The organism is Microvirga sp. VF16 (genome assembly GCF_016864375.1).
In the GTDB taxonomy this organism is placed as follows: Bacteria; Pseudomonadota; Alphaproteobacteria; order Rhizobiales; family Beijerinckiaceae; genus Microvirga.
In genome coordinates, this window is sequence record NZ_CP069354.1 from 80,020 (window position 1) to 97,629 (window position 17,610).

The window sequence follows — 17,610 nt, forward strand, 5'->3', positions numbered from 1 at the left end:
TCCCCCTTTAGGACTTTGCGGCAAGATTGGGGCGGACGTGTTAAAGAGAGATTTACGTTAGGTTAGAAGCCTGCTTGCCGCAGGAATCAGGCGGCCTTCGGCAGTTCGGTCATGATGGCATAAAGCGCATTGGCATCCCTGGTCGCCCGAACCCGCTCGATCAGTCCCGGTTCGCGCAGCACCCGCGCCGCCCGTGCCAGCGCCTTCAGATGATCGGCTCCTGCTCCTTCAGGAGCCAGCAGCAGGAAGAGCACATCGACCGGCTGACCGTCGAGAGCCTCGAAATCGACCGGTTTGTCGAGCCGCGCGATGAGGCCGAAGATGCGGGTCAGGCCCGGCAGCTTGCCATGAGGAATGGCGATGCCCTCGCCGATCCCGGTCGAGCCGAGGCGCTCGCGCTGCAGGAGCGCTTCGTAGATGGCGTTGTCGGGAAGACCGGTGAGCCGGGCCGACTGGGAGGCCAGTTCCTGAAGAGCCTGCTTTTTGCCGCTGACGCGCAGGGCGGGCAGAACGGCCCGAGGGTCTAGAAAATCCAGCAAAGGCATCGATCACGCTGCATTATGATGTGAAGCCTGGAAGGCCTCTCACCGTTCCACGCAAGAACCGGGCCAAGAAGAGGTAACCCCCGTCAAGGCTGTGCAAGCGGCGGATCGACCCAACCGATCGCTCCGTCGCCGCGGCGGTATACGACGTTCACGCGGCCGGTGCTAGCGTGGATGAACACAAGAGCCGCCGCTCCGGTGAGATCGAGCTGCATCACAGCGTCGCTGACGGAGAGATTGTGGAGGGGCTTCGTGGTCTCGGCGATCACCATCGGATGATACGCCTCCTCCTCGACCGCCTCGTCGCTGGGAGCCTCCAGGACGGCATAAGCCATTTCGACGCTATTGCCTGCACGTCCACTGGCTGGACCGGAACGCCCCTTCAGCCGCTGCTTGTAACGGCGCAGGCGGTTCTCGATTCGGCCCGCCGTCTGATCGAAGCTGGCGTAGGCGTCCTGGGCGGCGCCGGAGGCCTCCAGGGTCATGCCCGAGGTCAGGTGAAGCACGCAGTCCGTCCGATAGCCGGTGCCATCGCGGGTGACGGTCACATGACCCGAATAGCCCCCGTCGAAATATTTCGACAGCGCGCTGGCCACCCGATCCTGGACCTGAGACCTAAGGGCTTCGCCTATATCGAGATTCTTGCCCGACACCCTCAATGTCATCGTGTTCTCCTCCTGCGTCGTCGCTTTGCTGCGATCCTTCAAAGTGACGCTTTGAGACGATGATGATCCGAATGGAGGCCAATGCAAGCCTTGAAATGGCATAGAATCGACAGGTCAGGCTTTCAGCTTGTACCTCCTGCGCCGTTCCGCCGAGGAGGGGATGCGAAGGGCTTCCCGGTACTTCGCCACCGTGCGGCGGGCGACCTGGATCCCATCTGCTCTCAATTTCTGGGCAATTGCCTCATCCGAGAGCACATCGGACGGACGCTCGGCCTCGATCAGCAGCCTGATTCGGTGACGGACGGCCTTGGCGGAATGCTCGCCTTCCCCCGTCGCGGCGCTGAAGAAGAACTTCATCGTATGGGTGCCGCGCTCGGTTCCGATCGCCTTGTTCGCCGCCACCCGGGAGATGGTGGATTCGTGCATGCCGATGGCTTCCGCCACGCTCCTGAGCGTCATGGGACGCAAGGCTGCGACACCCTGGCGGAAGAACCCCTCCTGCTGGCGGACGATTTCGGCGGCCACCTTCAGAATTGTCTTGGCGCGCTGGTCCAGGCTGCGGGTCAGCCAGCTTGCGGTCTGCAGGCAATCGGAGAGGAAGCTCTTGTCCTCGTCCTTGCGCACCACCTTCGCAACTTCGGCATAGTAGGAGCGGTTGAGCAGGATGCGGGGAAGGGTATCCGGGTTCAGCTCGACGTTCAGGCTGCCCTCCGGGGTGGTCCGCACCAGGACATCGGGCACGAGCACGTCAATGACAGCGGGCGCGAAGGCGAGGCCGGGCTTGGGCTCCAGGCGGCGGATCTCGGCCAGCATGTCGGCGAGGTCCTCCTGATCGACACCGCAGACCTTCCTCAAGCCTGAGAAATCCTGGCGGGCGACGAGATGGAGATGGGCGAGAAGGGCTTCCATGGCCGGATCGAGCCGGTCGCGTTCGTGTAACTGAATACTCAAGCATTCAGCCAGATTGCGTGCACCGACGCCGGACGGCTCGAAACTCTGAATGAGCCGCAGCGCCGTCTCGGCCTCCTCAGGCGTCACCTGAAGCCGGGCTGCGAACTCCGCCAAGTCCTCGGTGAAATATCCGGCCTCGTTGAGATTGTGGATCAGGTGCTCGCCGATCATGCGAAGCTTCGGATCTGCCGTCGCGAGGTCGAGCTGCGCCTCCAGATGTGCGCTCAGGTTCGTCGCCTGGGCGAGTACGTCTCCCATTTCGGGCCTGAGCTCGCTGTGGCCTGCGCTTGCCGCCTGCCCGCCTGAAGCCGGCACGGCCTCCCCCCGCGATGGAGGCGGGCCGGGCACGAGCCTCGGCCTCGCAGCTTCTGCCTTCTGCTTGGCGCGCAGGAAATGGGCGAGGCTCGGCACAGGCGCATCCGCTGGGGTCTCCCCCTCCTGCAGAAGCGGATTGCGCTCGAGCTCCGCCTCCACATAGGCCGCCAGCTCCGCATGGGAGAGCTGTAGCAGCTTGATGGATTGGACGAGCTGGGGAGTCATCGTCAGGGACTGGCCCTGGCGCAGCTCCAGCCGCTGCATCGCACACATGAACGCACCCGGAGAACCATCAGGCATGCTTCTTGCATGCCTAAACAGTTTTACTGCGCTCACTCGCCAAAGGTCAAAAGGTGAATTCTCCTAGAACATCCTCGGGTGTGAAGGCCGGAAGGTCTCTTCCACCGATGATGTGCTAGCGCGTCGTGCGGAAAAGTGGACCCGGTTTTCGCTGACGCGGCCCTCTGGGTCCGCACCGAACGATGCGCTCTTCAAAGAGTGGAGCATCGGATTGGATCCCAAAAGTGGGTCCACTTTTTGGGTCCGATGCTCTAGAGGCGGAAATCCTCGCCGAGATAGAGGCGTCGCACCTCTTCGTTCGACACGATGGCATCGGGCGTGCCCTCGGTCAGGACGCGGCCGGAATGGATGATATAGGCGCGGTCGATGAGGCCCAGCGTCTCGCGGACATTGTGGTCCGTGATGAGCACGCCGATGCCGCGCCGGGTCAGGTGCCGCACGAGGTTCTGGATGTCGCCCACGGCGATGGGATCGATGCCGGCGAAAGGCTCGTCGAGGAGCATGAAGGTCGGCTCGCCCGCGAGCGCCCGGGCGATTTCGCAGCGCCGCCGCTCGCCACCCGAGAGCGCGATGGAGGGCGATTTGCGCAGGCGCGTGATGTTGAACTCGTCGAGGAGCGCATCGAGCTTGCGTTCGCGCTCCTTGCGGCTCGGCTCGACAATCTCGAGCACGGCGCGGATGTTGTCTTCCACGTTGAGGCCGCGGAAGATCGAGGCCTCCTGCGGGAGGTAGCCGATGCCGAGACGGGCGCGGCGATACATAGGCAGACTCGTCACGTCGTGCCCGTCCAGGCTGATGACGCCGCGATCCGCGCCGACGAGGCCGGTGATCATATAGAAGATCGTGGTCTTGCCTGCGCCGTTGGGGCCGAGCAGGCCGACGGCCTCGCCCGCCCGTACGTTCAGGCCCGCATCCTGCACCACAGTGCGTCCGCGATAGCTCTTCTGCAGACCCTTGACCGCCAGGATTCCAGGGCCGCCGAACACGGCTTCGCTCTCGGCGCGATGAAAGACATGCGGGCTCGACCTGACCGGATGGGGTTCCAGGAGGCTCACGTCGGAGGGACCGGTTTGAGAACGGTTGAAAAGCGGTTTCACAGGCTCATCGTCGATCATGAAAAGGGGAAAAGCGGGAGATAACCTCCCGCTCTAGTTCGTGGCCGGCCTTTGCTGAGGCTTCGGCTTGGCCGCGCCTGCGGCAGGCGCTCCGCCACCGGCTCCGGTCGGGGCAGGCCCGCCTTGGCCGGGCACGAACAGCGCCCTCACGCGGCCGCCGGGCGCAGTCTCGATATTCGCCACGCCGGTATTGATGTCGTAGAGCACCCGCTCGCCCTTGGTGACGTTCGGCCCGTCGCTCAGGGTCGCGTTGCCGGAAAGCAGGATCTTGTTGGAGCCGCGGTCGAAGGTCGCGTTCTCGCCCGTCGCCACCTGGGTGCGCGACACGATGGTGACCGGGCCCTTGCAGTCGATCTTCTTGATGGCGCTGTCATCGGCCGTCTGCGCGGCCGGCGCGGCCTGGCCGCCATTCTGGTCTCGCTGCTCGTAGAACACGGTCATGACCGTGCACTTCATAGTGCTCTCGCCCTGAACCGCGACCACGTCGCCGGAGAAGACCGCGCGGCCTTCCTTGTCGAAGACGTCGAGCTTGTTGGCGTCGATCTTGATCGGCTCCTTGCTGGAGCCGAAATTGCCGAAGCCAACGGCGCGCTCCTTGCTGGCCTGGGCCCAGGCGGCCTGCATCGGAACCGGGGTGAGAAGCGCGATGGCCAGGGCGGCGCGTGTGAAACTCATCATGGACGGATACTTGTCTGTTGGGGTGCAGGCGCTGTTGAGCCCGTGCCGATTGCTTCCGAGGTGGGTGAGGCAGAGCCCGACGAGGGCTGGATGACGGTGCGGACACGGCCCTTGAAGCTCATGACCTTGCCATTGTCCGAGACATCGAGCCCCTCCGCCTCGATGGTGCCGTTGCCGAAGGACACGCTGACGGGATCCTCGGAGACCACCGAACCAGCCTTGAACCGCACGAAGGCCCTACGGAGCTTGACCTCATGGCCAGAGTCCGTGGTGACCACGATATTGTCGCGCAGCCTCATCGTCTCCTTCTTGGTGTCGAGGGTGCCGGAATCGGCCTGAAGCTTCGCGACGCTGCCGCGCTCATCGGTCACGATGCGCGCCCTGAGATCCTTGAGCTGCACGAGGTCGGGCTTGCGCACATCCTGTGTGGCCGCGCTGGCCGTCACCTCGTAAGGGCGGTTGTCATTCTTGAAGCCGTTCAGTTTCGGGCTTTCCATGGTGACGTTGGTGCCGCTCACTCCGATGGAGTCAAAGCTCAGGTTCTCGATCTGCTGGAACGGGTTGTAATAAGCCACAACGCCGACGCCGGCCATGCCCATCAGGGAGCCGAGGGGAATCGCAATCTTGGCAAACCGGACCCAGCGGGAATGGCGACGAGCCTTATTGAAGGCGCGCGACCGTACAGCCGACCTCGAGGCCGGGCCATCACGCATCGTGGTGCCCTGAATTCCCGCCACCTTGTCCAACCCCTTCCGCCTCATCATCGGCACGGCGCCATGCCGGAGGGACATGGCGATGTTATGACGGATATGGGTTTTATGCGGGAAAGTTTAAGCGCGCGTCAAGAATGGGCGAAAATATCCGTGTCCGGCCAGCCGAGAAGGTCAAGCTGGGCCCTGGTCGGCAGGAAGCTGAAGCATTGATGGGCAATGCCGAGCCTGTTCTCGCGCTCCAGCAGACGGTCGAGCTTGTCCTTCAGGGCATGGAGATGCAGCACGTCGGAAGCGGCGTAATCGAGCTGGGCCGTGGTCAGGGTCTCCGCACCCCAATCGGAGGATTGCTGTTGCTTCGACAGTTCCACCCCGAGCTGCTCGCGCGCCAGATCCTTCAGCCCGTGGCGGTCGGTATAGGTGCGCACGAGCCGCGAGGCGACCTTGGTGCAATAGATCGGGCGCGGCATGATTCCGAAGGTATGGAAGATAACCGCAAGATCGAAGCGGGCATAATGGAAGATCTTGAGCACGCTCTCGTCGGAGAGCACGCGGATCAGGTTTTCCGGCAAAGGGCCGTCCTTGAGGATCTGCACCACATCCGCCGTGCCGTCCCCTGTCGAGATCTGCACCACACAGAGCCGGTCCCGATGCGGATTGAGACCGAGCGTCTCGGTATCGATGGCGATCGCGGAACCGGGCTTGTAACTGGCGGGGAGGTCGCCGCGGTGGAAGCGTACTGTCATGGCAAATCCAAAAATGCGCTAGAGTTGCTTCCACGTGGGTGGAATCAGCTCTTTTCTATACCTTGCCGCATTTTTGCCGGCGAACCGGATCCACTTCGCCGAAAAATGCTCCAGACAAGCCTCTAACCTGTCTCGGCACCGGCTTCAATGGACGAGAAAAGCCCCGCATTAGGCGGAGCTTTCCCAGTGTCGACCTTTGGGAGGACCTCAATAGCAGGTCCGGATCCGGCGCACGACCACACGGCCATAGGGATTGACGACGCGGCGACGCTCGAAGGCGCATCTCGGCGGAGCGTAATAGGCCGGACCATAATAGGGATTGGCCGCAGCACTTGCGATGGCTCCGAGAGCGAGGCCGCCAATCACACCGGCCGCAACCGCACCGCCGTAGTTGGGACGCCGGTAATAGCCGTAGGGATAGCCATAGCCGTAACGACCGCCGTAATAACCGCGGCGCCCATAATAGCCGTAACGAGCACCGCCATAATAGCGGGGAGCATAATAGCGTTGTCTCAGTCCATGCGGAGCGTAGTAATCGCCCTCGTACCGACCCCAGCCCCGCTGGGCTTCGGCCGGAGCGGTTTGAAAGGCCACGGCACCGACAAGAATAAAACCCGCACCCATCAAAGTCTTGAACGAAACGCCCATGGCGTCCTCCAATAACTGGAACTTTGATGACAACGGCATGCCAAGCCGCGATGTTCCGCTTTTGTCTTTGACACCTGGGTTATGGGACAAGGCCAATTGCTCCCTCACTTAGTATTCGCGGACACGTCTTCGTGAGCAAGCTCTAGGATCTCTTTCCCTTGTCCCTCTGGCGATTTCCGGCCTAGGGTAAGCCTCTCTCAAGGGAACAATGTCAGACTTCGCATAGGTTAATGCGGCAAGCTGCTCGGGAGGGTCTTCTTACGGGTCCGAATCGGAGGAGTTGGAAGAGTGTCAGTCGAAAACTCCCTGAAGCAGCAGATGCTCAACGCCATTCCTCATCTGCGGGCCTTCGCCATCTCCCTCTCTGGCAGCGTCGACAGGGCGGACGATCTCGTGCAGAGCACCCTGCTCAAGGGCTTGAGCAATCTCGACAAGTTTCAGCCCGGCACCAGCATGCAAGCCTGGCTCTTCACGATCCTGCGCAATGATTTTCTCACCCAGGCCCGGCGGAGCAAGCGCGAGGTCGAGGATCCGGAAGGATCGTGGGCCGAGAAGGTGGCGGTGATGCCCGAGCAGGGCGCGCGGCTCGATTTCACCGATATGCTTAAGGCCTTGAGCAAGCTTCCCGTCGATCAGCGCGAGGCCCTTCTGCTCGTCGGCGCTGAAGGCTTATCCTACGAGGACGCGGCACGGATCTGCGGCACCAATATCGGAACCATCAAGAGCCGGATCAACCGTGCCCGCAATCGCCTGTCGGAAATACTGAACCTCGATGCCGAGAACGATCTCGGCCCCGACAACCTCGTGAGGGCCGCTCTTTTCATGCACGCCGCACCGTGAGTGCCGGCTCACCAAATGACGCCGGCACTCACGGTGCTTCGTTCTTTGAGGAGCGCATCGTTGGACGCGGACCCAGAGGGCCGAGTCAGCGTAAACCTGGTCCACTTTTCGCTGGCGTGATCCGTCGGGTCCGCACGATGCGTTAGAGCAGAAACCAATCGGCCTTCACATCATGCCGTCCGGCAAGGCAGATCACAGCTTCAGCCTCGCCGTCTGCATCCGTGTTGAGAAAGATGAGTGTCTGTTCGCCATCGACACCAAAGCGCACCTGACCGGAACGGGTAAATTCGGCCGTTCCGACAAAGGTGAAGGCCTGCGCGCCATCCCGATCCTCCCTCGCGTCGATCTTCACCAGGTTCAACCGGTCGCCTTCGGTGCGATCGAAATCGAGCATGATGTCAGCACTCGATGCGGAGGAGCCGGTCCCCCCGGTGGATAGCCATGCGAAGGTATCGGCACCGGAGCCTCCCGTCAGCCGGTCGATGCCTGAGCCGCCTTCCAGCTTGTCGTCGCCTGCATTGCCCTCGATGTGATCATCACCACCATCGCCATGCAGATCGTCGTCGTTCGAGCCGCCCGCGATCGTATCGCCGCCGGCGAGGCCCCGAATGAGATCCTTGCCACCGAGGCCTGTCAGAACATTGCCGCTCGCGTTGCCGGAGATCTTGTTATCCAGCTTGTTGCCGGTCAGGTCGATCGCAGCCGTGCCGGAGGTGTTCGTCGTCCACAAAATCTCGACGGACATCGTATCCGCCAAGGCGAAGCTGACCTTGGTCCGAATGGTATCCTGCCCTTCCCCGGTTCTCTCGAGGACAACATCCTTGGCATTGTCGATGACGTAGATATCGTCGCCGCGTCCGCCGATCATGCGATCCTGTCCGATTCCACCGTCGAGGGAATCGTTGCCCGCCATGCCGTTCAGTTCGTCGTTTCCGGATCCTCCCAGAACATTGTCGTTGCCGGCGCCGGCATAGATGACATCGTTTCCGCCGGCACCATCGAGCGTATCGGCCTGATCGAGAGAGGTGGTCTGGGGAGACAGGCGGATGATGTCACCGCCGAACATCGCCAGATAGAGATTGCCCAAGGCATCCTCGCCATAGACGCCTGGATTCCTGTAATTCTCGAGATCGTTTCTGACATCCGCCGTGACATCGGTCACCGACCGATCCGGTCCGGCCACGTTCATCGTCCAGACCTTGCTGTTGTAGAGATCGCTGAAGAAATATTGCCCGTGGAAGGCGTCCTCCTGTCCGCGATAGACGTATCCCCCCACGATCACCGTTCCGATGCTGCGGCCATAGGCGTGGATAGGGTTTGTATAAAAAGGATAGGCTGCCGGATCGAACGTGCCCTCGGTTTGACTCCAACCATAATTGGCGCCTGCCTTGATCCAGTTGATTTCTTCGGCTGTGGCCTGACCTACGTCGGAGACATACAAGTCACCGGTGGCGCGGTCGAAGCTGCCTTTCCAGGGATTGCGCAGTCCTGCCGCGTAGATCCCGGTACCGGACGCATCGCCTGCGATGCCCGCGATGGCGGTCGGGTTGTCTGAGGGAGCAATGTAATTTCTGCCGGGATCGCCCGGAAAGCCGTCGCCACTCACGTCGAGCCGCAGGACTTTGCCGAACGGGTTATCGAGTCTCTGCGCATTGGCTCCGTTCTCGGCATCGCCGATACTGACATACAAATAGCCATCGGGGCCGAAGCCGATCCAGCCACCGCGGTGGCGTATACCGCTACCGCTGTCAGGAAAATCGATCTTCTTCACAACGTGCTTGCTATCGGGATCGATCTTGAGCGGATTGTCGGCCGCTACCGTATAGCGCCGGATCTCCACATCCTTCGACCGGGTGCTCATGTAGAGATAGACATAGCCGTTTTCGGCATGGTTCGGATCGAAGACAAAACCGAGCAAGCCCTGTTCACCCGCGGTTGCCACTTCGGCTGTCAAGTCCAGAAACGGCGAGGTGAGGGTCTGGTTTGAATTGAGATCCAGGACTTTCACGATGCCTGTATGATCGGCGATGAACAAGTGATCCGGATCATTCGGTGTGCTCGCGATGACCAGAGGCCTCGGAAGTTCGAGCGATTCCAGGGTGTACGAGGCAAGCTTTGTCGCTTGGATCGAAGTCGCCTGCGAATGAGCCGTGAAGCCGTAGATCACATCGGCGGCATCGGTGCCGCGAAGCACATTCGACGTGTTGTCACCATTGATGGTTGTTTTGCTGACCATGGGCGTTTCCTCTTCGTGAACGCCCCCACGCCATGGTCATAACAAAGGAAATCATTGACATAAATTATACGTTATAACTAACCATTACTCGATTTCGACAGAACATCTCGATAGCATCGATTCCAGGACGCTCGATTTCCTTGAGGCCCATCACTTGGTAACCCGGAGATTGCCTGATCCCTCTAAGGAATTCTCGCCTGAGGGGACATGCCGCCGGTTCAGACAGGGCTTAGGAACCAATGAGGTGGGTGCTCGGTCGAGGCGCCCGACAATCCGGGCGCCCCTGATCACGATCAGTGTTTGGTTTCCTCGCCCGCGCGGTTGATGGCGATGCGCTTCACCTCCGGGCGGTTCTCGGTCGATTTGGGCATGGTCACGGTGAGAACGCCGTTTTTGAAGCTGGCGTCGATCCTGTCTTCCTCGACCTCCCAGGCGAGCGGGATGCGGCGCTCGAAGCGGCCATAATAGCGCTCGCTGAAGGCGCGCTCCTTGTCCTCGATCTCGGATTTCCTCTCGCCGCGAATGGTCAGGACGCCGTCACCCATCAGGACTTCGACATCCTTGTCCTCAAGACCGGGTAGTTCTGCGCAGACACGCACGTCCTTATCGGTCTCGACGACCTCCACATGCGGCCAGCCCGCCATGCGGTTGGTGCTGCCAGGCGAGGCCATGTCGAAGCCGCGGAAAACATCGTCGAAGAGGCGGTTCATTTCGCGATGCAGGGTCATGAAGGGATCGCTCTCGTCGCGATAGCGGCTCGGAGCCATCTGCTGGTTGCGAGCCCAGGGAATAAGATCACGCATGTTCATGGTGCCTTCCTCCTTCACTTAAGCTGAGGGTTGCGGCGCCGGCTTAAGGCCGGCGCTCTTTGAATGTCATGCTGAACTTTAAGCAGCCTTGCCGTGCTCGATCTGCTGCGGATGCCGGCCCGAACCTTTCGCGTCGGCACCGGACCTGATCTCAATCCGGCGCGGTTTGAGCGCTTCGGGCACTTCGCGCTTGAGTTCAACCGTCAGCAGGCCGTTCTCAAGATTCGCGCCCGTGACCTTCACGTGGTCGGCGAGATTGAAGGTCTGCTTGAAGGTGCGGGTGGCGATGCCGTGGTGCAGATATTGCTTGCCCTCGTCCGAGCCCTTCTTCTGGCCGGTCACGAGAAGCTGGCTCTCTTTCTGGGTGAGCTCGATCTCATCGGGAGAGAAGCCCGCTATGGCCATCGTGATGACATACTGGTCTTCGCCGACCTTCTCGATGTTGTAGGGCGGCCAGTTGGTCATGGACTCGACCTGGGCGGACTGGTCGAGCATATCGAACAGCCGGTCGAAACCAACCGTCGAGCGATACAAGGGAGAGAAGTCGAAAGCTGATCTCATTACCATATCCTCCAATGAGCAACATGGACGTGAGAGCGCCGGACACCCGCCGGCGCCCGAAATGCCAAGCCTTTGAAAGGCCTCAGCAATATTGATTTTAGGAACGGATTTTCCGGATTTCAAGAGGAGACAGAAAGCCAATCATCATGGGTCGGCACGCCTGTGAAATTGTCTGGCCATCGCATCCGACGAGCGCTAGCATCCGGGCGCTTCGACCAAGGAAAGACAGATCATGCTCCGCATTCTCTCCCTTGCCGTCCTGACAGCTTTCGCCGCTCCGTCTCATGCAACGGAAGCTCCCAATAACGATCCCATCATGGCCCAGCAGCAACAGGCTCCGCAGCAGACCCCTAAACGGGATTGCGAAAGGAACCGGGACGAAGGCGTGAGCTCCTAGAGCTGCGGCACAGAGACTGGCTCATCATCCGGTGACGCTGAAAAGGATTCCTCCGGCGCCTCATTGGCTTGTTTCCGCCGACGCAGAGCGGCGTTGAGCTCCGCCCCGAAGATGAAGATCGCGGCGGAAAGCTGCAGGAAGATCAGGGCCGTCAGGATCCCCGCCAAGCCTGCATAGGTCGATTTCAGGTGGGTCATGTTCGCCAGGAACTCGCCATAGAGGCTTGCTCCTGCGAGCCACAGGACCAGGGTCGCGACGATGCCGGGCACCACGTCCCAGGAACGCGGGCGGGTATCGGGCAGCCACAGATGGGTGGCGGAGAGCCCCATCACCAGAACGATGGAGGCTAGGCCGTAGCGGACCACGTCATAGGTCGGGCCGAGGCCCTTGAGATCCGGCATGTAGGACACGGCCCAGCGCCAGATCGACGGCCATAGAACGACCAGGACAGAGGAGGCGACGAGCGCTCCTGCCCCGATCAGGATGAAGCCGATACCGATGAGCCTCGCCTGCCACCAGGGCCGGAAGCGCTCGACGCCATAGGCCCGACACAGGGCGACCCGGAGGCTCTCGACGCCGTTGGTGGCGACGAGCAGTGTCAGGACGATACTGATTGTCAGCACGTTCCTTCGCGGAATCAGAACCTTATCGGCCTCCCGCGCCAGAGGGCCGGCCACTCCTTCGGGCCAGAAATCGAAGAGCAGGTGGACGATATGCGTCGAGATGCGTCCCGCTCCGAGAAACGCCGCCAGGGCGGCGACGCAGATCAGGAATGGGAACAGGGCGATGACCAGCGAGAGCGCCACATGGCTTGCCATGGCCAACCCGTCGTTGCGCGCAAAGCTCCTGCCGGAATCGGCGAGGGCGGCAAGGATCGATCGGGCGCGGGGAGAAAAGGGGGCTAGTCGCATCGTCGGCTTGGACATCGTGGATCGGCGGACCGTGCGAACGAAGTTGCGCGATCCGGTCCCTTGATGCGGTCAAGGACGCCGCATGGCAAGACCCATGGTTGTCCCACCCGTCCTTGGACGTCTACGAGATCCGGCTCCGAGCCTCATTCGCCAAGCGGATGAGCATGGGGCGCACCTCGTGCGGTCCCGTCAGGGCCTTTGGGAAGGCTAGGCGGAGGATTTCGTCGCCCAGTGCCATCTGGATGCCTTCGGGATCGATGCCGATCAGGTGCCATGCCCCCTCGCGGGCGCCGCAGAGCTGGGTGGCATAGAGCGATACCGCATCGCTGTGTTCGGCGTTCATGTGCTCGACAGCTCCGGCTTCGAATTCATAGAAATCGAAGAATTCGGACATGTCGGTGAGCAGGTCCTCCGCCGTCATGCGATAGGCTCGGCCGAAGCCGCCATTGAGGCTGCCGGATGCAATCTTGAGGCGCCAGAAGCTGAAATCGGGGAAGTCGACATAGAGCTCGGCCTTGGGATGCTGCAGCAGATAGCGGCGCCGGATGCTCTTCGTTTCATCCGTTTCCCGCTCCAGCCGCTCTGCCGTTGCCTGCAGCGTCAGGCGCGGATGCGCCAGCGGATCGCCCTTGCCGATGGAGGACAAAAGCAGGGAGCAGCGCGGATCGGCTTCGATCAGCTTCGTGTGTACCGAAAGCTGCGAGGTGAGGATGATGGGAGAACCGTCGAGATCCGTTCCGACCTGAGCGAGGCTGGCAAACGGCATGCCGCTTTCAGCGTCGTTGGTGGCGAGCGCACCGGAGCGGGCGGTGCGCATCAGCTTCTTTGCAAGAGCGCGAGCTTCGTCATCGACGGGCAAAGTCGGGTCTTTTGCCATCTCGCATCCTCCGGCTTTCTCTATCAGGGTTATACACCCTAGAGCATCGGAACCAAAAGTGAACAACGCTTTTGGGTCCGGCGCCCGGTTCCTTCGCTGGAGCATCCATTGATGCGCTAGCGATGCCGTTCGCGAAGCGTCTCGAATCGAGCAAGCTGGTCCTCTTTCAGGCTCCGATCCTCGTTGCGGCCGACGAAGACCTTGAACATGACGTCGCCATCCTGGTTGACGAACTGGACCGAGCAGGAGCGCTTGCCGAAGAATGGCCGGTCGATGAAATAGACGAACCGGCAGCGGTCCATCCTCAGATGCCCGCCGATGGGGCTGTCGCCGTGAATGTTGAAATAGCCGCGGCCGAGGGATCCGGGCGGAACGCTGCCCTTGCACTCGAAGACGCCGTCGCGGGTGTGGATCACGAAGGTGATCTCGCCCCAGCCGGTCAGATCCTGCCAGATCTCTTCGAAGCGTGCGCCATCGGCACGTTGCGTGTTCTCCGGCCCCAAGCAATCCAGCACGGCCTGCATGGGAACGGCGCGCTCTTCCGCGATCGTCTCGAGAATTCCATCAGGCTTTGCCGCAAGATCCTGCCGGATCAGCTCTTCTGCTGACGCCATCGCGCTCACTCCGCTGCCGTGGGCATGCGGCCGATCGACTGGATGACCTCGAAGCCTTCGAATTCCGGATGCGCGAGGGTCATCGGCTTGTCCGAGTCGCTGCTGGCGCGGATGTGGGAGATGCGGAATTGCTCGGAGCGCGTCCAGGCCTCGAAATGCGCCTTCGAGACCCAAAGGGTGTACGAGGAATAGAGCACATGGTCCTCGCGCTCCGGCCCGCGCAGCATATGGAATTCGATGAAGCCGTCGAGTTCATGCAGATAGCTCTCGCGAGTCAGCCAGCGCTGCTCGAAGTCTTGCGTGACGTCCTTGAGGACCTTGAAGCGGTTCATGGCGATGAACATCGAAACCTATCTCCGTATCGGATGGGATGAGATCAGAGGCCGGCGCCTGTCACGGTCTGCACGGACCGGAGCCGGAGGCGCGTCAATCTGAACGGCGAAGGGTGACACGGATGCGCGAGGCCCCTCAGACAGGAAGGTAAACATCCCGACGATCCCGGTCTTTGACATTGTTATTCTTGAGCGAATGGATGGCTTGCGCAGAAATCAGGTTCGCGCTGGCTGGCTATCTTAACCCTCTCCCTGAAGAGAAGAGTTTGCATCCGATATCCAAATCAAGTAACTGCGTCAATATAAACTCTGACGGTCGCAGTTTTACATAATTCTAAACTGCGAATACTGAACAGTGGCGAATATTTGCTAATTTAGAACAAGTATAAACTGGAGACAGCCGTGCATACCCCGCCTTCGCTCTCGAATGCCAAAACCGACCGGCCGACACTCGTGAAAGAGGTCGATATTGCGAGCCTGGTCGGGAGCGGGCGCGAAGTGGTTCTGGTTCACAGGGGCGAACGCTACCGCCTGCGCATCACGGCCAATGGCAAGCTGATCCTCACCAAATAGAAAGCCGCTTTCATGCCCATCCTGTCACGCCGCACGCTGCTTCTGGCACCGCCCGTTCTGCTCTATGCTTCAATGCTCCGCGCCGAACCCGCACAACGCATCGTCAGCGTCGGCGGGGCGGCTACCGAGATCCTCTACCGCCTCGGCCAGGCCGATGAGATCGTCGGGGTGGATTCCACAAGCCTCTTTCCCGAAGAGGCGCTCAAGACGAAGAAGAATATCGGCTATGTCCGCCAGCTCGGGGCCGAGGGCATCCTGTCCCTCAATCCGACACTCGTCATCGCCTCCGAGGGCGCCGGCCCGCCCGATGCCCTGCGCCTGATCGAGCAGGCCGGCGTTCCCATCGTCCGCATCACGGACGAGCCGAGCCCTGCTGGAATCACGAAGCGGGTCGAAGTCATCGCCAAGGCGGTGAATGCCGCCGAGAAGGGCGCCGAGCTCATCGCCGAAATAAAGAAGGGTTTTGTGCAATTGTCCGAAGCCAGGGCGCGGGTGACGCGGCCGGCCAAGGCGCTCTTCGTCCTGTCGCTTCAGAACGGACGACCGCTCGTCGGCGGACAGGGAACGACTGCCGATGCCATGTTCGCGCTTGCCGGCGCCACCAATGTCGCCTCGTCACTCACCGGCTGGAAGCCCCTGTCCGACGAGGGCCTGATCGCGGCGGCACCCGAAGCCGTCGTGATGATGAACCACGGTCCCGGCGGCGCGGCGTCCGATCCCTTCGCCTCGCCAGCTTTCGCCGCAACGCCGGCGGCCGCGCAGCGGCGCCTGATCGTCATGGATTCACTCTATCTTCTCGGCTTCGGCCCGCGCACGCCGGCCGCGGCGCGCGACCTGATGGCGGCGCTTCATCCCGATCAGGTCGTCGCAGCCAAGCCATGACGGCGTTGGCCCTGGAGCAGGACCATCGGCGTTCAGCCTTGCATGATCGTCGGACGCTTCTGTTCGTAACGCTCGGGGTGCTGCTTTTCCTGGTGAGCCTCCTTGGTCTAAGTCTCGGCGCAACGGGTATTCCCCTATCCCGCGTTCTCTCCGTCCTTGGCGATGCACTTACCGGTCATGTCGCGCCGGGAGGCGATGCGCTCATCATCCTCCAGGTGCGCCTGCCGCGCCTGCTGCTCGGTCTTCTGATCGGTGCGGCGCTCGCCTCGTCTGGCGCGATGATGCAGGGATTGTTCCGCAATCCGCTGGCCGATCCCGGTCTCATCGGCGTCTCGGCCGGCGCGGCGCTCGCCGCCGCCGCGACGATCGTGCTCGGCGACAAGCTGCTTGCGCCGCTCGTCGGCTCCCTGCCCTTCAGTGCTCTGCCCATCGGTGCCTTTGCCGGCGGATTGATCACCATGCTCGGTTTATATCTCGTCGCCACCCGCAGCGGGCGCACCTCGATTGCCACCATGCTGCTGGCAGGCGTCGCGTTTGCTGCGCTCGCGGGCGCGGGCATGGGCCTGTTCTCGTATCTCAGCGACGACCGCCAGTTGCGCGATCTGACGTTCTGGACGCTCGGTTCCTTGAGCGGCTCGACCTGGACGAAGGTGATCGCCGTGACGCCGTTCGTCCTGCCCACCCTTCTGGCAATGCCCTTTTTGGCGCGAGGGCTGAACGCCTTGTCGCTCGGCGAGGCGGAAGCCTTTCATCTCGGCATCCCAGTGCAGCGGGTGAAGGCCGCTGCAATCCTGTTTGTCGCGCTGGCTATCGGTGCTTCTGTAGCTGCTGCCGGCATGATCGGATTCGTGGGGATCGTCGTGCCGCATGTGTTGCGCCTCATGGCCGGCGCCAATCACAAGATGCTGCTTCCCGCCTCCTCCCTTCTGGGCGCCGCGTTGCTCGTTGCCGCCGATACGGTGGCGCGCATCATCGTCGCGCCGGCAGAACTCCCCATCGGCATTCTCACCGCCGCCATCGGCGCGCCGTTCTTCCTCTGGCTCCTGCTCCGGCGTCAGGGAGGCATCGCCCCATGAGCGTGCTTCTGGAAGCGAAAGGCGTTTCCTATCGCAGCGGCGGACGCATGCTGGTCGAAGTCGTCGATCTATCCATCGCAAGTGGCTCCTTCACCATCGTCATCGGCCCGAACGGGGCCGGCAAATCGACGCTCTTGCGCATCCTGTGCGGCGAACTCTCGCCGACGGAAGGCGAGGTTCGCCTCGATGGGCAACTCCTGCGTTCCCTTCCAGCCTGGCGTCTTGCGCATAGTCGGGCGGTGATGCCGCAAGCTTCCGATCTCAGCTTTCCCTTCACGGTCTTCGAGGTCGCGAGCCTCGGCGTCGAGGGCATCGGACGCGGGCTGTCACGCAGCGACCGGCAGCGCTTCGTCCTCGATGCGCTGGCGCAGGCCGATGTGATGCATCTTGCGCATCGCAACTATCAGACGCTCTCGGGCGGGGAGCGGCAGCGGGTTCACTTCGCCCGCGTGCTGGCGCAGCTGCAGGCAGGCAGAACCGTCGAGTCGCGGCAGATGCTATTTCTCGACGAGCCCATCGCGAGCCTCGACCTGAAGCACCAGCTCGCTCTGCTGCAAACGGCAAAGAGCCTCGCGCAGGGCGGCCTCGCTGTCATGGTCGTGCTGCACGACCTCCAACTCGCCGCCGGCATGGGGGACGACCTGGTCCTGATGCATGGAGGGCGGCTCGTGACGCGAGGACGACCCGAGACGGTGCTGACGCCCCCCATGCTGACGGAGATCTTCGGTGTGAACCTGATCCCGTCGGTCCTGCCACCGAGCCCGTGGACTCTGGCCCCGGCTGGCCTGCGTTCTGATGCGGCCTGGTCAGGCTGAGCTTCTGACCGAAAACT

At 61.9% G+C, this 17,610-nt stretch carries 21 protein-coding genes; 6 read left to right on the top strand and 15 right to left on the bottom strand.

All coding sequences use genetic code 11. The annotated features are described in order from the left end of the window. Nucleotides 1-86: 86 nt before the first annotated feature. The 8 genes from ptsN to JO965_RS00415 form a co-directional block, all read right to left on the bottom strand. On the bottom strand, nucleotides 87-545 hold the full coding sequence (ptsN, locus tag JO965_RS00380) for a PTS IIA-like nitrogen regulatory protein PtsN (protein ID WP_203441770.1): 459 nt from the start codon (nucleotides 543-545) through the stop codon (nucleotides 87-89). Nucleotides 546-628: 83 nt separating this feature from the next. Then, on the bottom strand, nucleotides 629-1,207 hold the full coding sequence (hpf, locus tag JO965_RS00385) for a ribosome hibernation-promoting factor, HPF/YfiA family (RefSeq protein ID WP_203441771.1): 579 nt from the start codon (nucleotides 1,205-1,207) through the stop codon (nucleotides 629-631). A 114-nt stretch (nucleotides 1,208-1,321) separates the two neighbouring features. After that, entirely contained in the window at nucleotides 1,322-2,746 is a 1,425-nt protein-coding gene (rpoN, locus tag JO965_RS00390) for an RNA polymerase factor sigma-54 (protein ID WP_203443994.1), read from the bottom strand. A gap of 278 nt (nucleotides 2,747-3,024) precedes the next feature. Further along, nucleotides 3,025-3,888, bottom strand: a complete 864-nt coding sequence (lptB, locus tag JO965_RS00395; RefSeq protein WP_203441772.1) for an LPS export ABC transporter ATP-binding protein — start codon at nucleotides 3,886-3,888, stop codon at nucleotides 3,025-3,027. A 33-nt stretch (nucleotides 3,889-3,921) separates the two neighbouring features. Next, nucleotides 3,922-4,566, bottom strand: a complete 645-nt coding sequence (locus JO965_RS00400) for an LptA/OstA family protein (protein WP_246776692.1) — start codon at nucleotides 4,564-4,566, stop codon at nucleotides 3,922-3,924. Further along, nucleotides 4,563-5,357 carry an LPS export ABC transporter periplasmic protein LptC gene (gene lptC / locus JO965_RS00405; RefSeq protein ID WP_203441773.1) on the bottom strand — a complete coding sequence of 265 codons (795 nt, stop codon included), beginning with the start codon at nucleotides 5,355-5,357 and terminating at the stop codon, nucleotides 4,563-4,565. The genes JO965_RS00400 and lptC overlap by 4 nt, the downstream gene beginning before the upstream one ends. Before the next feature lie 50 nt (nucleotides 5,358-5,407). Then, complete coding sequence (locus JO965_RS00410) at nucleotides 5,408-6,022, bottom strand: ribonuclease D (protein WP_203441774.1); 615 nt, start codon at nucleotides 6,020-6,022, stop codon at nucleotides 5,408-5,410. Between the two features lie 207 nt (nucleotides 6,023-6,229). Next, nucleotides 6,230-6,670 carry a hypothetical protein gene (locus tag JO965_RS00415; RefSeq protein WP_246776693.1) on the bottom strand — a complete coding sequence of 147 codons (441 nt, stop codon included), beginning with the start codon at nucleotides 6,668-6,670 and terminating at the stop codon, nucleotides 6,230-6,232. Nucleotides 6,671-6,958: 288 nt separating this feature from the next. Here JO965_RS00415 and JO965_RS00420 point away from each other — a divergent pair, with 288 nt between their 5' ends. Beyond that, complete coding sequence (locus JO965_RS00420) at nucleotides 6,959-7,510, top strand: sigma-70 family RNA polymerase sigma factor (RefSeq protein ID WP_203441775.1); 552 nt, start codon at nucleotides 6,959-6,961, stop codon at nucleotides 7,508-7,510. Nucleotides 7,511-7,652: 142 nt separating this feature from the next. Here JO965_RS00420 and JO965_RS00425 read toward each other — a convergent pair whose 3' ends face one another. The 3 genes from JO965_RS00425 to JO965_RS00435 form a co-directional block, all read right to left on the bottom strand. After that, nucleotides 7,653-9,746, bottom strand: coding sequence for a PQQ-dependent sugar dehydrogenase (locus tag JO965_RS00425; protein WP_203441776.1), 2,094 nt, complete (start codon nucleotides 9,744-9,746; stop codon nucleotides 7,653-7,655). Nucleotides 9,747-10,039: 293 nt separating this feature from the next. After that, nucleotides 10,040-10,555, bottom strand: a complete 516-nt coding sequence (locus tag JO965_RS00430) for an Hsp20/alpha crystallin family protein (RefSeq protein WP_203441777.1) — start codon at nucleotides 10,553-10,555, stop codon at nucleotides 10,040-10,042. Between the two features lie 78 nt (nucleotides 10,556-10,633). Beyond that, on the bottom strand, nucleotides 10,634-11,116 hold the full coding sequence (locus tag JO965_RS00435) for an Hsp20 family protein (protein WP_203441778.1): 483 nt from the start codon (nucleotides 11,114-11,116) through the stop codon (nucleotides 10,634-10,636). A 232-nt stretch (nucleotides 11,117-11,348) separates the two neighbouring features. Here JO965_RS00435 and JO965_RS00440 point away from each other — a divergent pair, with 232 nt between their 5' ends. Continuing rightward, nucleotides 11,349-11,513, top strand: a complete 165-nt coding sequence (locus JO965_RS00440; RefSeq protein WP_203441779.1) for a hypothetical protein — start codon at nucleotides 11,349-11,351, stop codon at nucleotides 11,511-11,513. Here JO965_RS00440 and JO965_RS00445 read toward each other — a convergent pair. From JO965_RS00445 to JO965_RS00460, 4 genes are all read right to left on the bottom strand, one after another. Further along, on the bottom strand, nucleotides 11,510-12,439 hold the full coding sequence (locus JO965_RS00445) for a YihY/virulence factor BrkB family protein (RefSeq protein WP_246776694.1): 930 nt from the start codon (nucleotides 12,437-12,439) through the stop codon (nucleotides 11,510-11,512). The two genes, JO965_RS00440 and JO965_RS00445, sit on opposite strands and share 4 nt — an antisense overlap. Before the next feature lie 106 nt (nucleotides 12,440-12,545). Beyond that, nucleotides 12,546-13,301, bottom strand: a complete 756-nt coding sequence (locus JO965_RS00450) for a HugZ family protein (protein WP_203441780.1) — start codon at nucleotides 13,299-13,301, stop codon at nucleotides 12,546-12,548. 116 nt (nucleotides 13,302-13,417) lie between these two features. Further along, nucleotides 13,418-13,915 carry a heme utilization cystosolic carrier protein HutX gene (gene hutX, locus JO965_RS00455; RefSeq protein ID WP_203441781.1) on the bottom strand — a complete coding sequence of 166 codons (498 nt, stop codon included), beginning with the start codon at nucleotides 13,913-13,915 and terminating at the stop codon, nucleotides 13,418-13,420. 5 nt (nucleotides 13,916-13,920) lie between these two features. Further along, on the bottom strand, nucleotides 13,921-14,259 hold the full coding sequence (locus JO965_RS00460; protein WP_203441782.1) for an antibiotic biosynthesis monooxygenase: 339 nt from the start codon (nucleotides 14,257-14,259) through the stop codon (nucleotides 13,921-13,923). A 390-nt stretch (nucleotides 14,260-14,649) separates the two neighbouring features. Between JO965_RS00460 and hemP the strand changes: the two genes are divergently transcribed. The 4 genes from hemP to JO965_RS00480 are packed head-to-tail and all read left to right on the top strand — an operon-like array spanning nucleotide 14,650 to nucleotide 17,593. Then, a complete protein-coding gene (gene hemP / locus JO965_RS00465; RefSeq protein ID WP_203441783.1) occupies nucleotides 14,650-14,820 on the top strand; it encodes a hemin uptake protein HemP in 171 nt (56 codons plus the stop codon). A gap of 12 nt (nucleotides 14,821-14,832) precedes the next feature. Next, complete coding sequence (locus JO965_RS00470) at nucleotides 14,833-15,702, top strand: hemin ABC transporter substrate-binding protein (protein WP_203441784.1); 870 nt, start codon at nucleotides 14,833-14,835, stop codon at nucleotides 15,700-15,702. Further along, the gene (locus JO965_RS00475) at nucleotides 15,699-16,778 is read left to right on the top strand and encodes an iron ABC transporter permease (protein WP_203441785.1); all 1,080 of its coding nucleotides are present in this window, start codon (nucleotides 15,699-15,701) and stop codon (nucleotides 16,776-16,778) included. The genes JO965_RS00470 and JO965_RS00475 overlap by 4 nt, the downstream gene beginning before the upstream one ends. Further along, on the top strand, nucleotides 16,775-17,593 hold the full coding sequence (locus JO965_RS00480; RefSeq protein ID WP_203441786.1) for a heme ABC transporter ATP-binding protein: 819 nt from the start codon (nucleotides 16,775-16,777) through the stop codon (nucleotides 17,591-17,593). The genes JO965_RS00475 and JO965_RS00480 overlap by 4 nt, the downstream gene beginning before the upstream one ends. The last annotated feature ends 17 nt before the right edge of the window (nucleotides 17,594-17,610 follow it).

Coding starts and splice junctions, on each gene's coding strand:
- JO965_RS00445 (WP_246776694.1), bottom strand. CDS start 12,439: ATGTCCAAGCCGACGATGCGACTAGCCCCCTTTTCTCCCCGCGCCCGA.
- ptsN (WP_203441770.1), bottom strand. CDS start 545: ATGCCTTTGCTGGATTTTCTAGACCCTCGGGCCGTTCTGCCCGCCCTG.
- JO965_RS00410 (WP_203441774.1), bottom strand. CDS start 6,022: ATGACAGTACGCTTCCACCGCGGCGACCTCCCCGCCAGTTACAAGCCC.
- lptB (WP_203441772.1), bottom strand. CDS start 3,888: ATGATCGACGATGAGCCTGTGAAACCGCTTTTCAACCGTTCTCAAACC.
- JO965_RS00480 (WP_203441786.1), top strand. CDS start 16,775: ATGAGCGTGCTTCTGGAAGCGAAAGGCGTTTCCTATCGCAGCGGCGGA.
- JO965_RS00435 (WP_203441778.1), bottom strand. CDS start 11,116: ATGAGATCAGCTTTCGACTTCTCTCCCTTGTATCGCTCGACGGTTGGT.
- JO965_RS00460 (WP_203441782.1), bottom strand. CDS start 14,259: ATGTTCATCGCCATGAACCGCTTCAAGGTCCTCAAGGACGTCACGCAA.
- lptC (WP_203441773.1), bottom strand. CDS start 5,357: ATGTCCCTCCGGCATGGCGCCGTGCCGATGATGAGGCGGAAGGGGTTG.
- JO965_RS00400 (WP_246776692.1), bottom strand. CDS start 4,566: ATGATGAGTTTCACACGCGCCGCCCTGGCCATCGCGCTTCTCACCCCG.
- hutX (WP_203441781.1), bottom strand. CDS start 13,915: ATGGCGTCAGCAGAAGAGCTGATCCGGCAGGATCTTGCGGCAAAGCCT.
- JO965_RS00425 (WP_203441776.1), bottom strand. CDS start 9,746: ATGGTCAGCAAAACAACCATCAATGGTGACAACACGTCGAATGTGCTT.
- JO965_RS00450 (WP_203441780.1), bottom strand. CDS start 13,301: ATGGCAAAAGACCCGACTTTGCCCGTCGATGACGAAGCTCGCGCTCTT.
- rpoN (WP_203443994.1), bottom strand. CDS start 2,746: ATGTGTGCGATGCAGCGGCTGGAGCTGCGCCAGGGCCAGTCCCTGACG.
- JO965_RS00440 (WP_203441779.1), top strand. CDS start 11,349: ATGCTCCGCATTCTCTCCCTTGCCGTCCTGACAGCTTTCGCCGCTCCG.
- JO965_RS00475 (WP_203441785.1), top strand. CDS start 15,699: ATGACGGCGTTGGCCCTGGAGCAGGACCATCGGCGTTCAGCCTTGCAT.
- JO965_RS00470 (WP_203441784.1), top strand. CDS start 14,833: ATGCCCATCCTGTCACGCCGCACGCTGCTTCTGGCACCGCCCGTTCTG.
- JO965_RS00430 (WP_203441777.1), bottom strand. CDS start 10,555: ATGAACATGCGTGATCTTATTCCCTGGGCTCGCAACCAGCAGATGGCT.
- hpf (WP_203441771.1), bottom strand. CDS start 1,207: ATGACATTGAGGGTGTCGGGCAAGAATCTCGATATAGGCGAAGCCCTT.
- JO965_RS00415 (WP_246776693.1), bottom strand. CDS start 6,670: ATGGGCGTTTCGTTCAAGACTTTGATGGGTGCGGGTTTTATTCTTGTC.